Source organism: Anoxybacillus sp. B2M1, assembly GCF_001634265.1.
Classification (GTDB): domain Bacteria; phylum Bacillota; class Bacilli; order Bacillales; family Anoxybacillaceae; genus Anoxybacteroides; species Anoxybacteroides rupiense.
In genome coordinates this window covers 1,327,618-1,347,455 of the sequence record NZ_CP015435.1, presented here as the reverse complement: position 1 = coordinate 1,347,455, position 19,838 = coordinate 1,327,618, and the positions used below count along the sequence as shown (strand labels likewise).

Below are 19,838 nucleotides of genomic sequence, written 5' to 3'. Positions count from 1 at the left end.
CTGCCATTGATTAACTGGATATCAGCATGGTGATGGCATACAGGACAAGGGAGGGACATCGGTGCTCCCTTCTTTTCCGTTTTTTGGCCAAATCGACTGACCATTCTCTTTATGAGGGAATTTAAACGAGAGGAATGAACAAGATGGAACTGCGAACATTGCTTTCTTATTTGCATCATTTAGGTACATATGTCGGCGAAAATCCGACTGTAACATCGATTGAGATGGATTCCCGAAAGGTAACAAAAGGTGCTCTGTTTATTTGTATTAAAGGATTTACGGTTGATGGTCACGATTTTGCCCAGCAAGCTGTAGAAAACGGGGCAGTGGCGATTATAGCAGAGCGTGAAGTTGATGTTTCCGTACCTGTGATTCTTGTCCGCGACAGCAAACGAGCGTTAGCAGTGCTGGCAGATGCTTTTTATGGTCAACCGACGCATAAGCTACATCTGATCGGAGTGACAGGCACAAATGGAAAAACGACGACGACTCACCTTATCGATTATGTGTTTCGAAAGGCGAGAAAGAAAACAGGTTTGATTGGAACCATGCATATAAAAATTGGCGATAAAACTTATGATGTGAAAAACACGACTCCTGACGCTCTTGTATTACAAAGAACGTTTAAGCAAATGGTGGAGGAAGAGATTGATACGGCGATCATGGAAGTGTCTTCGCATGCGTTGCATATGGGGCGTGTTCACGGATGCGATTATGATATCGCGGTGTTTACAAATTTAACACAGGATCATTTAGATTACCATCGTACAATGGAAGAATATCGCTTGGCAAAAGGTTTGTTATTTGCTCAACTCGGCAATCGTTTTGATCATCAACGGCCGAAATTTGCGATTCTTAACCAAGATGATCCAGCTTCTGAATACTATAAACATATGACAGCCGCTACGGTTATTACGTATGGGATTGATCAAGACAGCGATATTATGGCGAAGCAGATTGAAATGACGCCAAACGGAATGAAATTTGATTTAGTGACACCAGATGAAACGGTGCGAATTTGCACGAAGCTGATCGGCCGTTTTAATGTGTATAATATATTAGCCGCTGCTTCTGCCTGCCTTGCTTCGGGACTCTCGCTGTCTACGATTGCTGAGGCGCTAGAAGAAATATCAGGCGTTTCGGGGCGTTTTGAAACAGTGAATGAAGGGCAAGATTTTACTGTTATTGTTGATTATGCACATACTCCAGACAGCTTAGAAAATGTGTTAAAAACCATTCGGCAATTCGCTAAACGGAATATTTATGTGGTTGTCGGCTGCGGCGGGGATCGAGATCGTGCCAAGCGTCCGTTAATGGCTCAAATTGCCGTAAAATATGCGGATACAGCGATTTTTACATCGGATAATCCCCGTTCCGAGCGACCGGAAGATATTTTACATGACATGGAAAAAGGAGTTGCGGGCAAGCGATATATCTCAATCGCAGATCGCAAAGCAGCGATTCGTTATGCGGTAGAACACGCGCAAAAGGATGATGTCATTTTAATTGCTGGAAAGGGCCATGAGACCTATCAGATCATTGGAAATCAAGTGCTGCACTTTGATGACCGCATCGTTGCCCGCGAAGCCATTAAGGAGCGGAATAGGTGATGCTAACTTATCAAATGGTCAAGCAATTATTTCCTTTAACAAGAGGAATTGTCGACAATGCGCTTGAATTTCGCACCGTTTTTACGAATCCTTATTGCAAGGCAGAAAAAGGACTGTTTGTTCCGCTAGCAGGAACAGAATGGGAGCTAAAAGTGGCTATTGAGCAAGGGGCGATTGCTTCTCTTTGGAAAAATGGCAGAACATTGCCGTCTTACATTCCAAATCAGTTTCCAATCTTTTTCGTCCCTTCTGAGTTAAAGGCGTTAGCTTCCATATTAGAAATGTATTTGCCGTTAAAAAAAGCGGACAATAAAGAAACGCAATTTTTATTGACCATTGACGCTCCGCAGCATCATATTGAACAAAATCATTCATATGATATAGCGGTAATAAATGAATTACAGCAACTGAAACAAAAATGGTTCGGTGCTCAAGAGAAAGAAGGATGTGAGCCGTCATGTTAGAACAAGTGATGATGTTTTCAATTGTAACAGCTTTTTTCATTACGGTGCTGCTATCTCCTTTTTTTATTCCGTTTTTACGAAGATTAAAGTTTGGACAGAGCATACGTGAAGAAGGACCAAAAACGCACCACAAAAAATCTGGCACGCCGACGATGGGCGGAATGATGATTTTGCTCTCGATTGTGATTACAACGTTTTTCATGACGAAAAAATTTTCCCATATCACGATCGAGACCTATTTGCTTTTATTTGTTACCATAGGATATGGACTGCTTGGCTTTATTGATGACTTTATTAAAGTTGTCATGAAGCGGAATCTTGGGTTAACAAGCAAGCAAAAATTAGCAGGGCAGCTCCTGATCGCCTTTGTGTTTTATATGGTTTATCACCAGCAAAATTTTTCCACAGCGTTACATATTCCAGGAACCCATCTATCATTTGATTTAGGATGGGGATATATCGTATTTCTTGTTTTTATGCTTGTGGCTGGCTCAAATGCTGTCAATTTAACGGATGGGCTTGACGGTTTGTTGTCGGGAACGGCAGCGATTGCCTTTGGCGCCTATGCGGTTCTTGCATGGAACCAGCAACAATATGATGTAGCTATTTTTAGCGTTGCTGTCGTTGGGGCTGTTCTTGGATTTCTTGTGTTTAATGCCCATCCAGCTAAAGTGTTTATGGGCGATACCGGCTCTCTTGCGTTAGGAGGAGCGATTGCCACTGTTGCGATATTAACGAAATTAGAGCTATTGCTTGCGATTATCGGCGGCGTGTTTGTGATTGAAACATTATCAGTGATTATTCAAGTGATTTCATTTAAAACAACAGGAAAACGAGTATTTCGCATGAGTCCGTTGCATCACCATTACGAGCTCATTGGATGGTCTGAGTGGCGCGTTGTTGTCACATTCTGGGCGATTGGCTTATTGCTAGCAATACTCGGAATCTATATCGAGGTGTGGATGTAATTGAAACAAGTAACGATGTATCAGGGGAAACGAGTGTTAGTGATTGGTTTGGCGAAAAGCGGTCTCGCAGCGGCTATGCTGCTTCATGAGCTTGGAGCAAGCGTGACCGTTAATGATCAAAAGCCGCTGGATGAAAACGAAGCAGCAAAGCAGCTACATGAGAAGGGAATTCGTGTGATTTGCGGAGGGCATCCGCTTGGTCTACTTGATGAACCATTTGATTTGGTGGTGAAAAATCCTGGAATTCCATATACCAATCCAATGGTAGCCAAAGCGCTTGAGAAAGGACTGCCGATCATAACAGAAGTCGAGCTTGCCTATGCCATTTGTGAAGCTCCGTTTATCGGCATTACGGGCTCGAATGGCAAAACGACCACCACTACACTGATTTACGAAATGCTAAAAGAAGCTTGCCAAAAACCGTTGATTGCGGGTAATATCGGAATGGTGGCGTGTGAAGTAGCCAAAACGGCTCATGAAGACAATTGGGTTGTCACTGAGCTGTCTTCATTCCAACTGATGGGGATTGAAGCGTTTCGTCCCCGCATTGCTGTGCTTCTTAACATTTTTGATGCGCATTTGGATTATCATGGAACGAAGGAAGCATACGCACAAGCGAAAGGAAATTTGCTAAAAAATCAAACAGAAAGCGATTATGCTGTCGTGAATGCAGATGACGAATGGGTCATGAAGCTCGCTGAGGCATCGAACGCAACGAACATATTTTTTTCCACTACCAAACCATTAAATAGCGGCGCTTATGTGAAAGATCAGGCGGTCTACTGGAACAGTGAAAAAGTGATCGCCCTATCAGATATTGTGTTGCCTGGCAAACATAATCTAGAAAATATATTAGCGGCTGTAGCAGCAGCGAAGCTAGTAGGCGCAGATAACGCGGCCATTGCCCGCGTGCTAACAACCTTTACTGGAGTGAAGCACCGCCTCCAATACGTAGGCACTGTGAACGGTAGAAAATTTTTTAATGATTCCAAAGCAACCAATATATTAGCAACGCAAAAAGCGTTATCTGCTTTTAGTGATCAGCGAGTCATTCTTCTTGCGGGAGGATTGGATCGCGGCAATGAATTCGATGACTTGATCCCTTATCTTAAACAGGTTCAAGCCGTTATTTTATTTGGACAAACGGCACAAAAGTTAGAGCGGGTAGCGAAACAGGCAGGAATAGAAACGGTTTATCATGTCGATAATGTGGAAAAAGCGGTACCTGTTGCTTATGAGATATCGAAGCCTGGCGATATTATTTTGTTGTCACCAGCATGTGCAAGCTGGGATCAATATAAAACTTTTGAACAAAGAGGAGACATTTTTATAAGCGCAGTGCATAAGCTTGAATAGAAAGGACATACCGTTCATAAAAGCTGAGGTGTTGGGCAGTGTCTCAAAAAAAGTCTGCGCCTGATTTTTTACTTCTATTGCTGACGTTTCTGCTGCTAGCAATCGGGCTAATCATGGTTTATAGTGCCAGCGCTGTATGGGCAGAATATAAGTTTCACGATTCTTTTTTCTTTGCTAAGCGCCAGCTGTTATTTGCTTGTGTGGGAATTGCAGCGATGTTTTTTATTATGAATGTCGATTATTGGGTCTGGCGTGACTGGTCAAAAGTTTTGCTGATTATTTGTTTTGTGATGCTTGTGCTTGTGCTGATTCCAGGAGTTGGAGTAGTGCGCAATGGCTCGCGCAGCTGGATTGGTGTAGGGGCATTTTCCATTCAGCCATCTGAATTTATGAAACTGGCGATGGCAGCCTTCTTGGCCAAGTATTTGTCCGAAAATCAAAAAAAGATTACATTATTTAAAAAAGGATTGCTCCCTGCTTTAGCCCTTGTCTTTTCAGCATTTGGCATGATTATGTTGCAGCCCGATTTAGGAACAGGAACGGTGATGGTCGGTACTTGTATTACGATGATTTTCGTTGCTGGAGCTCGCATCAGCCATTTTGTCGGCCTTGGAATGATCGGCTTGGCTGGCTTTGCTGGTCTTGTTTTATCGGCTCCTTATCGAATCAAACGAATCACTTCCTTTTTAAATCCTTGGGAAGATCCGCTTGGCAGCGGCTTTCAAATGATTCAGTCGCTCTATGCGATTGGGCCGGGTGGACTGCTAGGGTTAGGACTAGGACAAAGCAGGCAAAAGTTTTTTTACTTACCTGAACCGCAAACCGATTTTATTTTTGCGATTTTGGCGGAGGAACTAGGATTTATTGGCGGTTCACTCGTGCTGTTATTGTTTAGCTTGCTCCTTTGGAGAGGAGTGCGCATCGCTTTTGGAGCTCCTGATTTATATGGAACTTTTTTAGCGATCGGAATTATTTCGATGATCGCGATTCAAGTGATGATTAATATCGGGGTAGTAACAGGACTGATGCCAGTAACGGGAATTACCTTGCCATTTTTAAGCTACGGCGGCTCGTCGCTGACTTTGATGCTGATGGCGATTGGAGTTTTGTTGAATATCAGTAAACATGCCCGATATTAATGAACGAGAAAAGGGGAGGTTCTCTAAGCTAATTTCTTAGGGAGGCGGCCCCTCTCGTTTTGTTTGTGGACAGTAGTGGACAGGAAAAAAGATCATGATGATCCATCATCAGGACAACAAGAAATACAGGAAAGGGGAGGAAATCCGTGGAACAGCTCATCAAAGAATTCACTCAAGCGAATATTGGAAAAGTGAGAGAAAAGGAGCCGCTTGCCCGCCACACAACGATTCGAATTGGCGGGCCAGCTGATGTGTTTGTAGAGCCAGACAGCATCGAAAGCCTAAAAAAAGTAATGGAAATTATTCGAAAGCATCATGTGAATTGGCGAGTGATTGGACGTGGCTCTAACTTGCTTGTAGCGGATGAAGGGATTGAAGGTGTTGTCATTAAATTAGGAGACGGGATTGCTGAGCTGACCATTCATGAAGAGGAAGTAACCGTTGGCGGGGGCTATTCTTTAATTAAATTGGCAACGACCGTCAGCAGGCAAGGGTTATCAGGCTTAGAGTTTGCTGGGGGAATTCCTGGTTCAGTCGGCGGTGCTGTTTATATGAATGCGGGGGCGCACGGCTCGGATATGTCGCATATTTTGCAAAAGGCACAGGTTTTGTTTCCTGATGGAACGATTGAATGGTTAAGTAAAGAAGAAATGGAGTTTTCTTATCGAACCTCCGTTTTGCAAAAGAAGCGCCCTGGAATTTGTATTGCAGCGGTATTAGAATTGAAAAAGGGAGAAAGGGAAAGCATTGTAGCGAAAATGCAAAAAAATAAAGACTACCGCCGCGAGACGCAACCGTGGGATTATCCGTGTGCTGGAAGCATTTTTCGGAATCCTCTCCCACATTATGCGGGCCAGTTGATTGAAAAAGCGGGATTAAAAGGATATGCGATCGGTGGCGCCAAAATTTCTGAGCAGCATGGAAACTTTATTGTAAATGCCGGGAATGCGAAAGCTCAAGACGTATTGGATTTGATTGCTCATGTGAAAAAGACGATTCAGCAGCTATACGGCATCGAAATGAAGACAGAAGTGGAGATTATTGGTCGTAAGTCCTAGAAAATTAGATCACCTTATTTTCCAATATTGTGCTATAATAAAAACAGATTTGCTTCAAAAACTAACGGCATAGACAAATGCCGTTTGTTTTATTGTTTTGTAAGTGTCAGAAAGCGGTGAGCAAATTGGAAAAAGGTAAAGTCGTCGTTCTCGAAGAACGTGTTCCTAAACTAAAGCAGCGGCGCAGGCAAAAAGTCAATCGCCGATTAACCATTTACATTGTCTTCTTTTTTATGCTTATTTTATGTATTGTTTATTTTCAATCACCGTTAAGCTATGTCAAGCATATTGAAATAAAAGGAAATCAACATATTTCAAGTGAAAAAATTATTCAACTGAGCGGTTTAGCGAATGGGACAAGCTTTTGGAAAGTAAAAGAAGAGAAAATTAAACAGGCGATTGAAGAGCATCCGGAAATCAAACAAGTAGAAATGCAAAAAAAATTCCCCAATACAATTGTACTTTACATAAAAGAACGCAGACGGGTTGCTTACATTGAACATAAACAGACGTTCTTTCCCCTTCTTGAGAACGGTCAAATTTTAATGAAAAATGCTCCAAAAACGGTATTAAGCGATGCCCCAATTTTAGTGGATTGGAAAAGAGGAGAAGACATTCAAGACATGGCAGGTCAGCTAGCCAAACTGCCTCCATACATATTAAGCGCTATTTCTGAAATCCACTATGCGCCGAGCGATGAAGATCGCTATCACATTACCGTTTATATGAATGACGGATTCGAGGTAAGTGCGAGTGTCAAAAATTTTGCGGAAAAAATGCTTCTTTATCCTGAGATTGTTAAGAAGCTTGATCCGAATGTAAAAGGTGTAATTCATTTAGAGGTCAGCAACTACTTTAAAGCTTATGATCAACCAAAAAAGGAGGATGACGATGACAATGAAAGTAGTGCGCGGTAATTATGTCATCCTTTCCTTGGTCTGTCTTGTTTTAGGGTTTATGCTTTCCTTTTCCTACGAATATACAAAAAGTCGTGTTGAAAAACGGACGATCACTGATAAGCAATGGAATAAGGAATATGAATACAGACAATTGCTGATTCAATCGCAAAAAGAAAACCAAAAGCTGAAAGCAGAACTGATGAGCAAGCAGGAAAAAGTGCGGAAAATGGAGGCTTCACTTGCCGATAAAAAAAAGGCATACAGCGATTTAGCAACAGAAGCAGAACAATTGCGGATGTACATCGGAAAAGTGAAGGTCAGAGGAGCTGGGGTTGAAGTCACGCTTTCAGATGCTTCTTATATTCCAAGCGAACAAAGCGCGACCAACTACATCGTTCATGAGCAACATGTATTAAAAGTAGTGCATGAACTGCTCATCTCTGGGGCAGAGGCGATTGCCATCAACGGGCAACGGATTTCACACCGCTCCTATATTGTTTGCACCGGTCCTGTTATTGAAGTAGATGGGACACAGCATTCAGCTCCCTTTACCATTTCTGCGATTGGCGACTCCAACGTGCTTGCCTCAGCGCTTACTATTGCCGGAGGTGTGAAGGATCAATTAACAGGGGACCATGTTGTTGTTGATATTCAGCAAAAGGATGATATCACACTAGATCCGATTTTTCATACAAACCGTGAGTAAAAATAGAAAGTTTGGTGAAGCGCGTTGGTACGAAAAAAGCTGGTTCATTTTACAGTGATTATGGCGATTATCGGGTTTATGCTTGCGATTCAGGTGCAAACAACTAAGCAACCTGCTGTGCGCGATACGCGGGATATTTGGCAGCTGCGTCAAGATTTAAAAAAGGAGCAGCAGCTGGAGCAACAGCTTTTACTAGAAATTCGCCGCAATGATGAAAAAATTCAAAATTACCTGCAAAATCCTGCCGGAAACCAAGCAGCTACGCTTCAAGAAACGGTGGAGGAACTAAGGAAAGAGGCGGGATTGACGGAGACGACGGGTCCAGGAGTCGTTTTGACAATCGAACCGTTTTATCCGGAAGATTATGTGGGGCCTATTACATACACGATTTCTCCAGAGCTGTTAAAGAGGCTGATCAATGAGTTGAATATGTACGGCGCCAAGGAGATTGCTGTTGCTGATGAGCGTCTTGCCAATACAACGGCAATTCGTGAAGTAAACGGTGTAACGAAGATTGGAAAGAAATCCATTTCTTCATTGCCAATACAGGTGAAGGTGATTTCCGATGATGTGACGACGCTATACAATCATCTAAAAGTATCCACCATTTATGATGATTTTGTTACAGAAAATTTGCAAATTACTGTTTCAGAGCCGATGCCAGCAGTCTCTATTCCTAAATATAACGGACAATGGCGCGTTCGCTATATGCAAACAGTAAAAGCCGAAAAGGAGGAAAAATAGCATGTGGCTTCCGGTCATCGGCTTCATTATTGGGATTGTGTTAGGATTTTCAACCGATTGGCGCATTCCTGCTGAATACGCAAATTATTTATCGATTGCCATTCTCGCATCCTTTGATACACTCATTGGCGGCATTCGCGCTCATTTGCAAAATGTATATGATGAAAATGTTTTTTTTACAGGTTTCTTTTTTAATATTATTTTAGCCGCAAGTTTAGCTTTTCTCGGTGTTTATCTTGGTGTAGACTTGTATTTAGCAGCTGTGTTTGCTTTTGGGGTTCGATTGTTTCAAAACATCGCTGTCATTCGCCGAATTTGGCTCGCAAAATGGATGGAAAAACGAGAAAAATCCTAAAAAGTTCACTTTAATGAAAGGGAATGCTTCTTGATATGTTGAATATATGAAACAAAACTTGTTGCCAGCTGTTCAATTCGTCGATATGTTAGTTGTTAAAGGAGGTGCCAAAGAATGAACAGCAATGAAATCGTTGTTAGTCTTGACATCGGTACATCCAGTGTTAAGGTTATTATTGGAGAAATGCTAAATGAATCATTGAATATCATTGGCGTTGGAAATGTGAAATCTGAGGGGCTCAAAAAAGGTTCCATTGTTGATATAGATGAAACCGTACATTCAATTAAGCGGGCAATTGATCAAGCAGAACGAATGATTGGGTTAACAATCAACAGGGTCGTTGTCGGGGTCAACGGCAACCATGTGCAGCTGCAAGATTGTCATGGCATTGTCGCTGTTTCCAGTGAAAACCGGGAAATTACGGATGAAGATGTAGCTCGTGTCATTGACTCTGCCCAAGTGGTCTCGATTCCTCCAGATCGAGAAATCATCGGTGTCATCCCGAAGCAGTTTATAGTCGATGGTCTTGATGGGATTAGCGATCCTCGTGGGATGATCGGGGTGCGTCTTGAAATGGAAGGAACGATGATTACGGGAGCCAAAACAGTATTACATAACCTGCTTCGTTGTGTGGAGAGAGCAGGCTTGGAAATAAGTGATATTTGTTTGCAGCCGTTGGCGGCTGGTTCGCTTGCCTTATCAAAGGATGAGAAAAATTTGGGTGTCGCTTTAGTAGACATCGGTGGCGGCTCCACAACCGTCGCTATTTTTGAGCAAGGGTTTTTACGGGCAACCGCTGTTCTTCCTGTTGGAGGCGACCATATTACAAAAGATATTTCGATCGGTCTTAGAACTTCGACAGAAGATGCCGAAAAAATTAAGCTTAAACATGGACATGCTTTTTATGATCTCGCCTCAGAAGAAGAGATTTTCAGTGTCCCAATCATCGGCACGGATCAGCATCAACAGTTTACTCAGCTTGATGTTGCTGATATTATTGAAGCGAGGCTTGAAGAAATTTTTCAGCTTATATTCCAAGAAACTCGTAAGCTAGGCTTTCGCGATTTGCCAGGCGGCTATGTTTTGACAGGTGGAGTCGCCAACATGCCGGGAATTTTAGAACTGGCCCAGGACATGCTGGGGAATAGTGTACGCATCGCGATTCCTGATTATATCGGCGTGCGCGATCCGCAGTATACAACGGGAGTAGGATTGATTAAATTTGCTTATCGGCATGCCAAGCTGCAAGGACGAGGAGTTCCGGTGGCTGCAACGGTGGAAACGCCAGAAAAACGGCTTCCTAAACAACAGCCTTCTAAAGCAAAACAAAAAAGTAAAGATGAAAATTTAGGACAAAAAATGAAAAAGTTTTTCGGTTATTTCTTTGAGTAGAGATCGAATTATTAGGAGGATTTGTCATGTTGGAGTTTGATACTACTGTTGATCAGTTAGCAACTATTAAGGTCATCGGTGTTGGCGGCGGCGGAAACAACGCTGTAAATCGGATGATTGAACATGGCGTACAAGGTGTAGAGTTTATCGCAGTCAACACCGATGCACAAGCGCTTAATTTATCGAAAGCTCCTACTAAGCTGCAAATCGGTGCAAAACTGACGCGCGGATTAGGTGCGGGGGCAAACCCGGAAGTGGGAAAAAAAGCAGCAGAGGAAAGCAAAGAACAAATTGAAGAAGCTCTAAAAGGAGCCGATATGGTATTTGTAACCGCAGGAATGGGGGGCGGTACAGGAACAGGGGCTGCCCCAGTCATCGCCCAAATTGCTAAGGAGCTAGGAGCGTTGACAGTTGGCGTTGTTACACGTCCTTTCACATTTGAAGGAAGAAAGCGGGCTATGCAAGCTGCTAATGGAATTGCGGCCATGAAGGAAGCAGTCGACACCCTTATCGTGATTCCAAATGACCGCCTGCTTGAAATCGTGGATAAGAATACGCCGATGCTTGAAGCGTTCCGTGAAGCAGACAACGTGCTCCGGCAAGGGGTGCAAGGCATTTCTGACTTAATTGCCGTTCCTGGTTTAATTAACCTTGACTTTGCCGATGTGAAAACCATTATGTCCAATAAAGGTTCAGCCTTGATGGGAATCGGTATCGCTAGCGGTGAAAATCGTGCGGCTGAAGCCGCCAAAAAAGCGATCTCAAGTCCGCTTCTTGAAACGTCGATTGACGGAGCGCAAGGAGTGCTTATGAATATTACTGGCGGCACGAACTTAAGTCTATATGAAGTGCAAGAAGCAGCGGATATTGTGGCTTCGGCTTCCGATCAGGAAGTAAACATGATCTTCGGTTCTGTTATTAATGAAAACTTAAAGGATGAAATTGTCGTGACGGTCATTGCCACTGGGTTCAATGAAAGCGAAACACCATCATCTTCTCGTCCGGTTCGCGCTGGTTTTGGCACCGCTCCAAAAGCGACAACGACCGTTAAGCGTGAAAAACGTGAAGAGCCCGTGCAAGACTATGGTTCGCTTCGCTCTTCACAGGTGGAAGATCCGCTTGATATCCCTGCTTTTCTGCGCAATCGCAACCGTCGCCGCTAAAAATGCAAAAGGGTAGGAACGTTCTTTTTCATTCTTGCCCATTCAATTGAAGCAAAAAGAAAATAAGCCAAAATATAGCTTCACAAAAGAGCATGAACACTGTTTCATGCTCTTTTTGCTTTTCTGTGAACATATGAATATCACTTGGGCATTAGGCGGAAGATCTTAATTTTTTATGTTATGACAAAGTAATAAGGTTTAGACAGGTGTTCATGCCTATATGAAGTTAATCCTACGGCGCTTTCTCGATCTGCTATTCGTTTTCCTTTGACAAAAAATTCACTTTTTCACCATCATAAATTGACAGACTTTCCAGTAAGATGTACTATATACTATTTTCAGATTGATTGTCGTGTTCCTTGTAAAAGGAGGCTAGCTGATTGACCGTTTATTTGGATGTTATTTGGTTATTAAATTTTTGTTTTGACGGATTGCTGCTCTGGTTAACAGCGATTATCCTGAAAAGAAGTGCCGTATGGTGGAGGATAGTTGCAGGGGCTTTCATCGGATCACTTCTTGTGATTTTAATGTTTACACCGTTTTCTTCGTATGTACAAACACCGATTGGCAAGTTAATGTTCTCGTTGGTCATCGTTTGGATATCATTTGGTTTTAAACGGTTTCGATATTTTTTCGAGAATTTATTTACGTTTTATTTCGCTACTTTTATGGTTGGGGGAGGGATGATTGCTGTTCACTATTTTCTGCAAGATGAGATCCAGGTGGCCACAGGGATGCTCTCCACCTACTCGCTTGGAACGGGAGATCCTGTTAGCTGGTTATTTGTATTGGTTGGCTTTCCGCTTTTATGGTTGTTTTCCCATTTGAGGATTGCCGGAATTCGTGAGAAAAAAATACGTTTTGATAGCATTGTGGATGTTGTGCTTATCTTTGATGATGTTTCACTTTCACTGAAGGGGCTTATTGACAGTGGAAATCAATTGTATGATCCCATCACAAAAACGCCTGTGATGATTACCTGTATCCATGAAATGAAAGATGTATTGCCGCCGCTTATCCTTGAGCAATTTAAACGACAAGACGATTTTCAATGGTTAAATGATCCCATGTTTGAAAAATGGTCCAATCGCTTGCGAATCATTCCTTATCGTGTAATTGGAAAAGAGCAGAGATTTTTATTAGCTATTAAGCCAGATGAAATCATGATTCGCTATGAAGCACAATGGATTCGAGTGTCGAAGGGATTGGTTGGTTTAAATGAAGCAAGCTTATCGACGGACGGGGAATATCAATGCATTGTGCATCCGAAAATGATTCAAGCGGGCAAACGGTTAACCGCTTCATAGGGTTGTTACTATATCATACGCATCTTTATCTAAATTAGAAGGGGGATTTTTTATGAAACGATGGAAACTTCGAATTCTGCATTTATGGTATAAGTTGCTGATCAAACTCGGAATCAAGACCGATGAAATTTATTATATTGGAGGAAGTGAAGCGCTACCGCCACCACTCACGAAAGAAGAGGAAGAGGAATTGCTGCAAAAGCTTTCCTTAGGGGATGAAACGGCTCGATCGCTGCTGATTGAAAGAAATCTGCGCTTAGTCGTTTATATTGCGCGAAAATTTGAAAATACAGGAATCAATATTGAAGATTTAATTAGCATTGGGACTATTGGACTCATTAAAGCGGTCAATACATTTAATCCTGAAAAAAAGATTAAGTTAGCCACTTATGCTTCGCGATGCATTGAAAATGAAATCCTCATGTATTTGCGACGCAATAATAAGGTGAGATCAGAAGTATCATTTGACGAGCCGCTGAACATTGATTGGGATGGAAACGAGCTGTTATTGTCTGACGTACTTGGAACAGAAGAAGATGTGATTACAAAAGATTTAGAAGCAGATGTGGATCGCCATCTTTTATTAAATGCACTCCGTCAGTTAAGTGATCGTGAAAAACAAATTATGGAGCTTCGCTTTGGTCTTTCTGGCGGAGAAGAAAAAACACAAAAAGATGTAGCCGATTTACTTGGCATCTCACAGTCTTACATATCACGTCTCGAAAAGCGAATTATTAAGCGATTGCGCAAGGAATTCAATAAGATGATGTAAAAAATTGCACATGTCCCATTTTTCCTTAATGGGACATGTGCATATTTTTTCTTCCTAAGGAGATACTGAACAATGACAGCATCTCCTGATAGGAGGGAAAGACTTGACAAGAAACAAAGTAGAAATTTGTGGTGTAGATACATCAAAGCTTCCGGTACTAAAAAACGAGGAAATGAGAGAACTGTTTAAAAAGATGCATGAAGGGGACTTAGAGGCAAGAGAGAAGCTTGTGAATGGGAATTTGCGTCTTGTCCTCAGCGTTATTCAGCGTTTTAATAACCGTGGAGAGTTTGTGGACGATTTGTTTCAAGTCGGTTGCATCGGTCTTATGAAATCGATTGATAATTTTGATTTAAGTCAAAATGTGAGATTTTCAACGTATGCGGTTCCGATGATTATTGGGGAAATTCGTCGCTATTTACGCGACAATAATCCGATTCGCGTATCTCGTTCGTTGCGCGACATTGCGTATAAAGCGCTTCAAGTGCGTGAAAAATTAATAGGGGAGACGCTAAAGGAACCGACAGCTGAGGAAATCGCCAATGTCCTTGGGGTTTCTCATGAAGAGGTTGTATTTGCTTTAGATGCGATTCAAGATCCGGTTTCCTTATTTGAACCGATTTATAATGATGGGGGCGACCCTATTTATGTCATGGATCAACTAAGCGATGAAAAAAATCGCGACAGCCAATGGATTGAGGAAATTGCATTAAAAGAAGGGCTGCGCCGTTTGAATGAACGGGAAAAAATGATTATTCGCAAACGGTTTTTCCAAGGAAAAACGCAAATGGAAGTGGCCGAAGAGATCGGTATTTCACAAGCACAAGTATCGAGATTGGAAAAAGCTGCGATTCGTCAAATGAATAAAAATATTCAAGTATAAGGGCTGTTCATTTTAGAACAGCTCTTTTTTTCGGAAAGCTAGGAGCCATCATATCATATATAATAGTGTATGATGTGGCTTCATCATTTATATGGATGGGGAGTTCATGTGAGGGCATTGGTTTATACGTTCGTACGGCAAAGACAAAATATTATATTTACTCCCGACCTGCGAAACATTGCCCATTCTCTTTTCTTGATTGAACAGTTCCAATCTTTCAATTACTCGTGGCAGATTCCGTTATTGTCCTTACGGTGCATAAATGCGAACGGATGTGTAAAAACCAGTCGCCCGATTGTTGGTAAAATCCGATGATCACCTGCTCAAGCTGTTGAGACCTCTATTTTTGCATCATGCTTCACTGGTTACATGGGGGTTAAGTTGTATTTATATATGATGAAGTTTGTTTTTTCAGGGTTCGCCTTTTTGATGGTAGGAAGTTTGTAGAAAAACCACAAGAAATTTTCGCTGATGGGCAGGAGCAGCATGACCGTTTTTTCACGATCAAAAAATATGGATGGTTCGGATCAGCCTGTTCATACCGAGTTGGCAATCTATAGAGATGATGAAAGCGGGGGACTCATATGATCAAAATTTCTGAGTTTCAAACAAAAGATGTTGTGAATGTCGCAAATGGAAAAAAGTTAGGGAATATCGGTGATATTGATATCAACTTACAGACAGGACAAATTAATGCACTGATTATTTTGGGATCAGGCAAAGTGCTCGGGTTATTCGGCCGCGAGGCGGAAACGGTCATTCCGTGGCAAAATATTGTTAAGATCGGAGCCGACGTTATTTTAGTCCGTTTAAACGAAAGTGAATAAATAAGGTTATCATCTATAAGCAAACTATGATAAAATAGGAAAAAAAGTGATAAAAATCTACAAAGAGGATGACACTCATGCCAGAAATTTTTCATCAAGATGGCGAAGAATTGCTGATGTTGACAGAATGGCAGAACGTGCTGGCAGGTTTTACGACCAAACAAGGGGGGTTCAGCCAGCAGCCGTTTGCGACCTTCAATCTTGGTTTGCATGTCGGAGATGTTCAGCCTGCTGTTGTACGCAATCGACAAAAGCTGTCAGAGCTTTTGCAAATTCCGCTAGCAAGATGGATATGCTGCGAGCAAACGCATGACTCACATATTGCCAAAATAACAAAGCAGGATGCCGGAAAAGGAGCAGTGGATATGGAAACAGCGCTTGCTCAGACGGACGGGTTGTATACGAACGAAGCGGAGTTATTATTGGCTCTCTGCTTTGCTGACTGTGTTCCACTTTATTTTGCCGCACCGAATTATGGGCTGGTCGGCGTTGCCCATGCGGGATGGAAAGGAACCGTAAAAAATATCGCCGGCAAAATGGTTCGTCTTTGGTGCGAGCGTGAGCATATTCCGCTTCAGGAAATCATGGTAGCGATTGGACCAGCCATCGGTTCCTGCTGTTACATTGTAGATGACCGCGTGTTGAATGCTGCACAAAATGCGTTAGGGGAAAAAAGAGATCTTCCTTATCGAGAAGTCAGTCTAGGACAATATGCTCTTGATTTAAAAGAGCTAAATCGGCTATTGCTTATAAAAGAGGGAGTACTTGCTTCCAATATTCAAGTGTCCGATTATTGCACAAGCTGTGCCGAGGATTTATTTTTTTCCCATCGACGTGACAATGGACAAACTGGAAGAATGATGGCATTTATCGTCAGGAAGGAGGAATAGTGCATGGAGTCTGTTCGCAACAACGCAGCCATAATCCGCGCTAACATTGAAACAGCATGCAAACGAGTGAATCGTGATCCCGCCTCCATCCGAATCATCGCGGTAACAAAGTATGTGAGCATTGAACGAGCGAAAGAAGCGCTGACAGCTGGCATAACCGATTTAGGAGAAAACCGTGATGATGGTCTGCTGCAAAAGTATGAAGCCATTGGGCAAAAAGCGACTTGGCATTTTATTGGAACATTGCAATCTCGCAAAGTAAAAGCTATTATCGATAAAGTAGACTATATCCATTCACTGGATCGCCTTTCTCTTGCCCGTGAAATTGAGAAGCGGGCCCTTCAGCCGGTCAAATGCTTTGTGCAGGTGAATGTTTCGGGAGAAGCAACAAAGCATGGGCTGTCTAAGGACGAAGTGCTTCCGTTTATCGAACAATTGCGCAGCTTTTCGAACATCGAGGTTGTTGGATTGATGACAATGGCTCCGTACACGGATGATGAGCCGTTTTTGCGTCAATGCTTTCGGCAATTGAAGCTGTTGCAACAGCGTGTACAAGCATTGGGGATTCCAAACGCTCCGTGCACGGAACTGTCAATGGGAATGTCCAATGATTACATGATTGCAATTGAAGAAGGAGCGACATTTATTCGTTTGGGAACATCGCTTGTTGGAAAGGAACAATAAGGAGGTGCAGAGAGATGGGTTTACTAAAGAAATTTAAAGACTATTTTTTAGAAGAAGATTATGAGGAATATGAAGAAGAATATGAGGAAGAGGAGGAGCTAAATCCTCAACCTGCCGGGAAAGGAACGGCGAAGCAAAATATCGTCAGCCTACAAAGCGTGCAAAAATCATCCAAGGTTGTGTTGATTGAACCAAGAGCTTATGCTGAGGCGCAGGAAATTGCTGATCATTTAAAAAACCGTCGCGCTGTTGTGGTTAATTTGCAGCGAATTCAGCATGACCAAGCGAAGCGAATTGTTGATTTTTTAAGTGGTACCGTTTATGCGATCGGCGGAGACATTCAGCAGGTGGGAACGAGAATTTTTTTATGCACCCCTGACAATGTAGATGTAACCGGCTCAATCTCTGCTGTTTCTGAAGATGAAACATCGATGAAAAGGTGGTAGTTTATGTATAGCTTGCTTTGGTTTTTAACAACGCTCATCGATATCTATTCGTACGCATTAATTGTGTACATTTTAATGTCGTGGTTTCCAAATGCTCGCGATACAAAGATCGGCCGGCTTTTAGCGACGATTTGCGAGCCATATTTAGAACCGTTTCGCCGCATTATTCCACCTATTGGAATGATTGATATCTCGCCTATTGCTGCGTTTTTAGTGTTAAATTTTGCAACGAGAGGCTTGCATGCTCTGTTTAATATGCTACATTTAGTGTAGGGAATCCATCATAAGGGTTCCCTTCTTTATGAGAAGGTGTCAGGATGATGAATTTATATCAGCATTTCCGCAAAGAAGAGCATCATTTTATCGATCAAGTGCTGGAATGGAAAGAGTTTGTCAAAAATCACTATTGTCCAAAGCTAACCGATTTTCTTGATCCGCGCGAACAAGAAATCGTTCGGATGGTGATTGGAAGCGATGAAGATGTGAAGCTGTCTTTTTTTGGAGGAGCGCCATTTACTGAAAGAAAAAGAGGCCTTTTATATCCCCCATACTTTCAGTCGGGGGAGGAGGATTTTGCGCTTACTCTATTTTCCATAGGCTATCCGAGCAAGTTTGTATCGCTGGAGCATCGGCAAGTGCTTGGATCCCTGATGTCTCTTGGATTAAAGCGAGGGAAATTCGGCGATATTTTAATGAAAAACGGCGATCTTCAATTTATTGCCGCATCGGAAATCGCTGACTATGTTCGCCTTCATTTGCATATGATCGGGGGCACGAAAATTTCTCTTAAGGAAAAACCATTCACCCAAATCATTGCTTTAGAAGAACAGTGGAAGGAAGCATCTATAACGGCTTCATCGCTGCGGCTCGATGCTATATTAGCGCAGGCCTTTGGTGTATCCAGACAAAAAATTCAATCGCTCATTGAAAACGGTCTTGTAAAGGTGAATTGGAAAACAGTGGATCAAGCGCATTGGGAATGCAGGGAAGGCGATGTTTTGTCTGCCCGTGGATTCGGACGTCTTAAAATGATTGCAATCGATGGAAAAACAAAAAAAGAACGATGGCGCATTCAAGTGGGAATGCAAAAATAATGAAGCAATTGCAGGAAATCGCCGAAATGTGTCGAAAATGAAATATAACCTGTGGTGCTAGTTGGACATTACATGCAACGATGATCGATATCACTCGATCGCTCAACATTTGTTCCTGTGTGAGCAGGCGATGATCCGCTTTCGACGGTCGGCGCGATCACGCCAAGCGTAATCGAGGCAAGGAATCAACTTGCCTTCTGGTCGTGAGATTTGATAGGTACCGTTCGTTCATCTAGTATACATCACATCATAAGTGAATCGATTGGATCTAGCACTGCGAGTAAATATAAGGAATTATGCAGACGGAGGTGGCATTCGTGCCTTTAACGCCATTAGATATTCATAATAAAGAATTCAGCAAAGGATTCCGCGGGTATGATGAAAACGAAGTAAACGAGTTTTTAGATCAAGTCATTAAAGACTATGAAATGATTATTCGTGAAAAAAAGCAGCTCGAGGAAAAGGTATCTGAATTAACGGAAAAGCTTAATTACTTTACGAATATTGAAGAAACGCTTAATAAATCTATTTTGATTGCCCAGGAAACGGCGGAAGAAGTGAAGCGAAATGCGCAAAAAGAGGCTAAGCTTATCATCAAAGAAGCCGAAAAAAACGCTGATCGCATCATTAGCGAAGCGCTTGCAAAATCGCGGAAGATTGCACAGGAGATCGAAGAGCTTAAACGTCAATCCAAAGTGTTCCGTACGCGCTTTCGCATGCTCGTGGAAGCCCAGCTTGAAATGTTGAACAACGGAGATTGGGACCATTTAATGGAGTATGAGGTCAAGGAAATTGAAGTGGAAGAACATGAAAAATTGAGCCAATCTTGACGGATTTTGTCCTTTTCGCATATAATCAAAATAACTATTGACCATGTGTATCTATAAAGAGGATCAAATGTGCTTTTTAACGGATTTCCGAAAGAAGTCTCCCTCCTCAAGGAACGTGAAGGGCATAGCCCCGTGAGTAGGCGGGAGATGAATTTTGGTGGGCGTCAGCCAAAACGCATGATAGAATAAATGTATATCATGTTCTTTGTGAACGGGATATTAGGGGGGCATGGAGAAAATCCCATGCGAAA

At 42.3% G+C, this 19,838-nt stretch carries 22 protein-coding genes; all 22 read left to right on the top strand.

Features of this window, described 5'->3' with window-relative positions:
- Positions 1-143 precede the first annotated feature (143 nt).
- Positions 144-1,610, top strand: coding sequence for a UDP-N-acetylmuramoyl-L-alanyl-D-glutamate--2,6-diaminopimelate ligase (locus GFC28_RS06460; RefSeq protein WP_044746595.1), 1,467 nt, complete (start codon positions 144-146; stop codon positions 1,608-1,610).
- On the top strand, positions 1,610-2,074 hold the full coding sequence (locus GFC28_RS06455; protein WP_044746594.1) for a hypothetical protein: 465 nt from the start codon (positions 1,610-1,612) through the stop codon (positions 2,072-2,074). The genes GFC28_RS06460 and GFC28_RS06455 overlap by 1 nt, the downstream gene beginning before the upstream one ends.
- The gene (gene mraY, locus GFC28_RS06450; RefSeq protein ID WP_044746593.1) at positions 2,068-3,042 is read left to right on the top strand and encodes a phospho-N-acetylmuramoyl-pentapeptide-transferase; all 975 of its coding nucleotides are present in this window, start codon (positions 2,068-2,070) and stop codon (positions 3,040-3,042) included. The genes GFC28_RS06455 and mraY overlap by 7 nt, the downstream gene beginning before the upstream one ends.
- Positions 3,043-4,398, top strand: coding sequence for a UDP-N-acetylmuramoyl-L-alanine--D-glutamate ligase (gene murD, locus GFC28_RS06445; protein ID WP_044746592.1), 1,356 nt, complete (start codon positions 3,043-3,045; stop codon positions 4,396-4,398).
- A 38-nt stretch (positions 4,399-4,436) separates the two neighbouring features.
- On the top strand, positions 4,437-5,537 hold the full coding sequence (spoVE, locus tag GFC28_RS06440) for a stage V sporulation protein E (protein ID WP_044746591.1): 1,101 nt from the start codon (positions 4,437-4,439) through the stop codon (positions 5,535-5,537).
- A 146-nt stretch (positions 5,538-5,683) separates the two neighbouring features.
- A complete protein-coding gene (murB, locus tag GFC28_RS06435; RefSeq protein ID WP_044746590.1) occupies positions 5,684-6,595 on the top strand; it encodes a UDP-N-acetylmuramate dehydrogenase in 912 nt (303 codons plus the stop codon).
- A gap of 77 nt (positions 6,596-6,672) precedes the next feature.
- Positions 6,673-7,512 (top strand): cell division protein FtsQ/DivIB, encoded by an 840-nt coding sequence (locus GFC28_RS06430; RefSeq protein ID WP_044746589.1) that lies wholly within the window; start codon positions 6,673-6,675, stop codon positions 7,510-7,512.
- Entirely contained in the window at positions 7,493-8,200 is a 708-nt protein-coding gene (locus GFC28_RS06425) for a DUF881 domain-containing protein (RefSeq protein ID WP_044746763.1), read from the top strand. Before GFC28_RS06430 ends, GFC28_RS06425 begins: the two co-directional genes overlap by 20 nt.
- 24 nt (positions 8,201-8,224) lie before the next feature.
- Complete coding sequence (locus GFC28_RS06420) at positions 8,225-8,944, top strand: DUF881 domain-containing protein (protein ID WP_044746588.1); 720 nt, start codon at positions 8,225-8,227, stop codon at positions 8,942-8,944.
- Position 8,945: 1 nt separating this feature from the next.
- Positions 8,946-9,299 (top strand): small basic family protein, encoded by a 354-nt coding sequence (locus tag GFC28_RS06415; protein ID WP_044746587.1) that lies wholly within the window; start codon positions 8,946-8,948, stop codon positions 9,297-9,299.
- Between the two features lie 114 nt (positions 9,300-9,413).
- The gene (ftsA, locus tag GFC28_RS06410) at positions 9,414-10,691 is read left to right on the top strand and encodes a cell division protein FtsA (protein ID WP_044746586.1); all 1,278 of its coding nucleotides are present in this window, start codon (positions 9,414-9,416) and stop codon (positions 10,689-10,691) included.
- 26 nt (positions 10,692-10,717) lie between these two features.
- Positions 10,718-11,854 (top strand): cell division protein FtsZ, encoded by a 1,137-nt coding sequence (gene ftsZ, locus GFC28_RS06405; RefSeq protein ID WP_044746585.1) that lies wholly within the window; start codon positions 10,718-10,720, stop codon positions 11,852-11,854.
- A 380-nt stretch (positions 11,855-12,234) separates the two neighbouring features.
- A complete protein-coding gene (gene spoIIGA / locus GFC28_RS06400; protein ID WP_044746584.1) occupies positions 12,235-13,161 on the top strand; it encodes a sigma-E processing peptidase SpoIIGA in 927 nt (308 codons plus the stop codon).
- A gap of 52 nt (positions 13,162-13,213) precedes the next feature.
- Entirely contained in the window at positions 13,214-13,933 is a 720-nt protein-coding gene (gene sigE, locus GFC28_RS06395; protein WP_044746583.1) for an RNA polymerase sporulation sigma factor SigE, read from the top strand.
- A gap of 103 nt (positions 13,934-14,036) precedes the next feature.
- Positions 14,037-14,816 carry an RNA polymerase sporulation sigma factor SigG gene (sigG, locus tag GFC28_RS06390; protein ID WP_044746582.1) on the top strand — a complete coding sequence of 260 codons (780 nt, stop codon included), beginning with the start codon at positions 14,037-14,039 and terminating at the stop codon, positions 14,814-14,816.
- Positions 14,817-15,400: 584 nt separating this feature from the next.
- A complete protein-coding gene (locus tag GFC28_RS06385; protein ID WP_044746581.1) occupies positions 15,401-15,643 on the top strand; it encodes a YlmC/YmxH family sporulation protein in 243 nt (80 codons plus the stop codon).
- Between the two features lie 77 nt (positions 15,644-15,720).
- Complete coding sequence (gene pgeF, locus GFC28_RS06380; protein WP_044746580.1) at positions 15,721-16,533, top strand: peptidoglycan editing factor PgeF; 813 nt, start codon at positions 15,721-15,723, stop codon at positions 16,531-16,533.
- A gap of 3 nt (positions 16,534-16,536) precedes the next feature.
- On the top strand, positions 16,537-17,217 hold the full coding sequence (locus GFC28_RS06375) for a YggS family pyridoxal phosphate-dependent enzyme (protein WP_044746579.1): 681 nt from the start codon (positions 16,537-16,539) through the stop codon (positions 17,215-17,217).
- Positions 17,218-17,231: 14 nt separating this feature from the next.
- Positions 17,232-17,663: a cell division protein SepF gene (locus GFC28_RS06370; RefSeq protein WP_044746578.1), complete on the top strand. Its 432-nt coding sequence runs from the start codon at positions 17,232-17,234 to the stop codon at positions 17,661-17,663.
- Between the two features lie 3 nt (positions 17,664-17,666).
- Positions 17,667-17,936, top strand: coding sequence for a YggT family protein (locus tag GFC28_RS06365; RefSeq protein ID WP_044746577.1), 270 nt, complete (start codon positions 17,667-17,669; stop codon positions 17,934-17,936).
- A gap of 47 nt (positions 17,937-17,983) precedes the next feature.
- The gene (locus GFC28_RS06360; protein ID WP_044746762.1) at positions 17,984-18,757 is read left to right on the top strand and encodes a YlmH family RNA-binding protein; all 774 of its coding nucleotides are present in this window, start codon (positions 17,984-17,986) and stop codon (positions 18,755-18,757) included.
- A 317-nt stretch (positions 18,758-19,074) separates the two neighbouring features.
- The gene (locus GFC28_RS06355) at positions 19,075-19,587 is read left to right on the top strand and encodes a DivIVA domain-containing protein (protein ID WP_139788078.1); all 513 of its coding nucleotides are present in this window, start codon (positions 19,075-19,077) and stop codon (positions 19,585-19,587) included.
- Positions 19,588-19,838 lie beyond the last annotated feature (251 nt).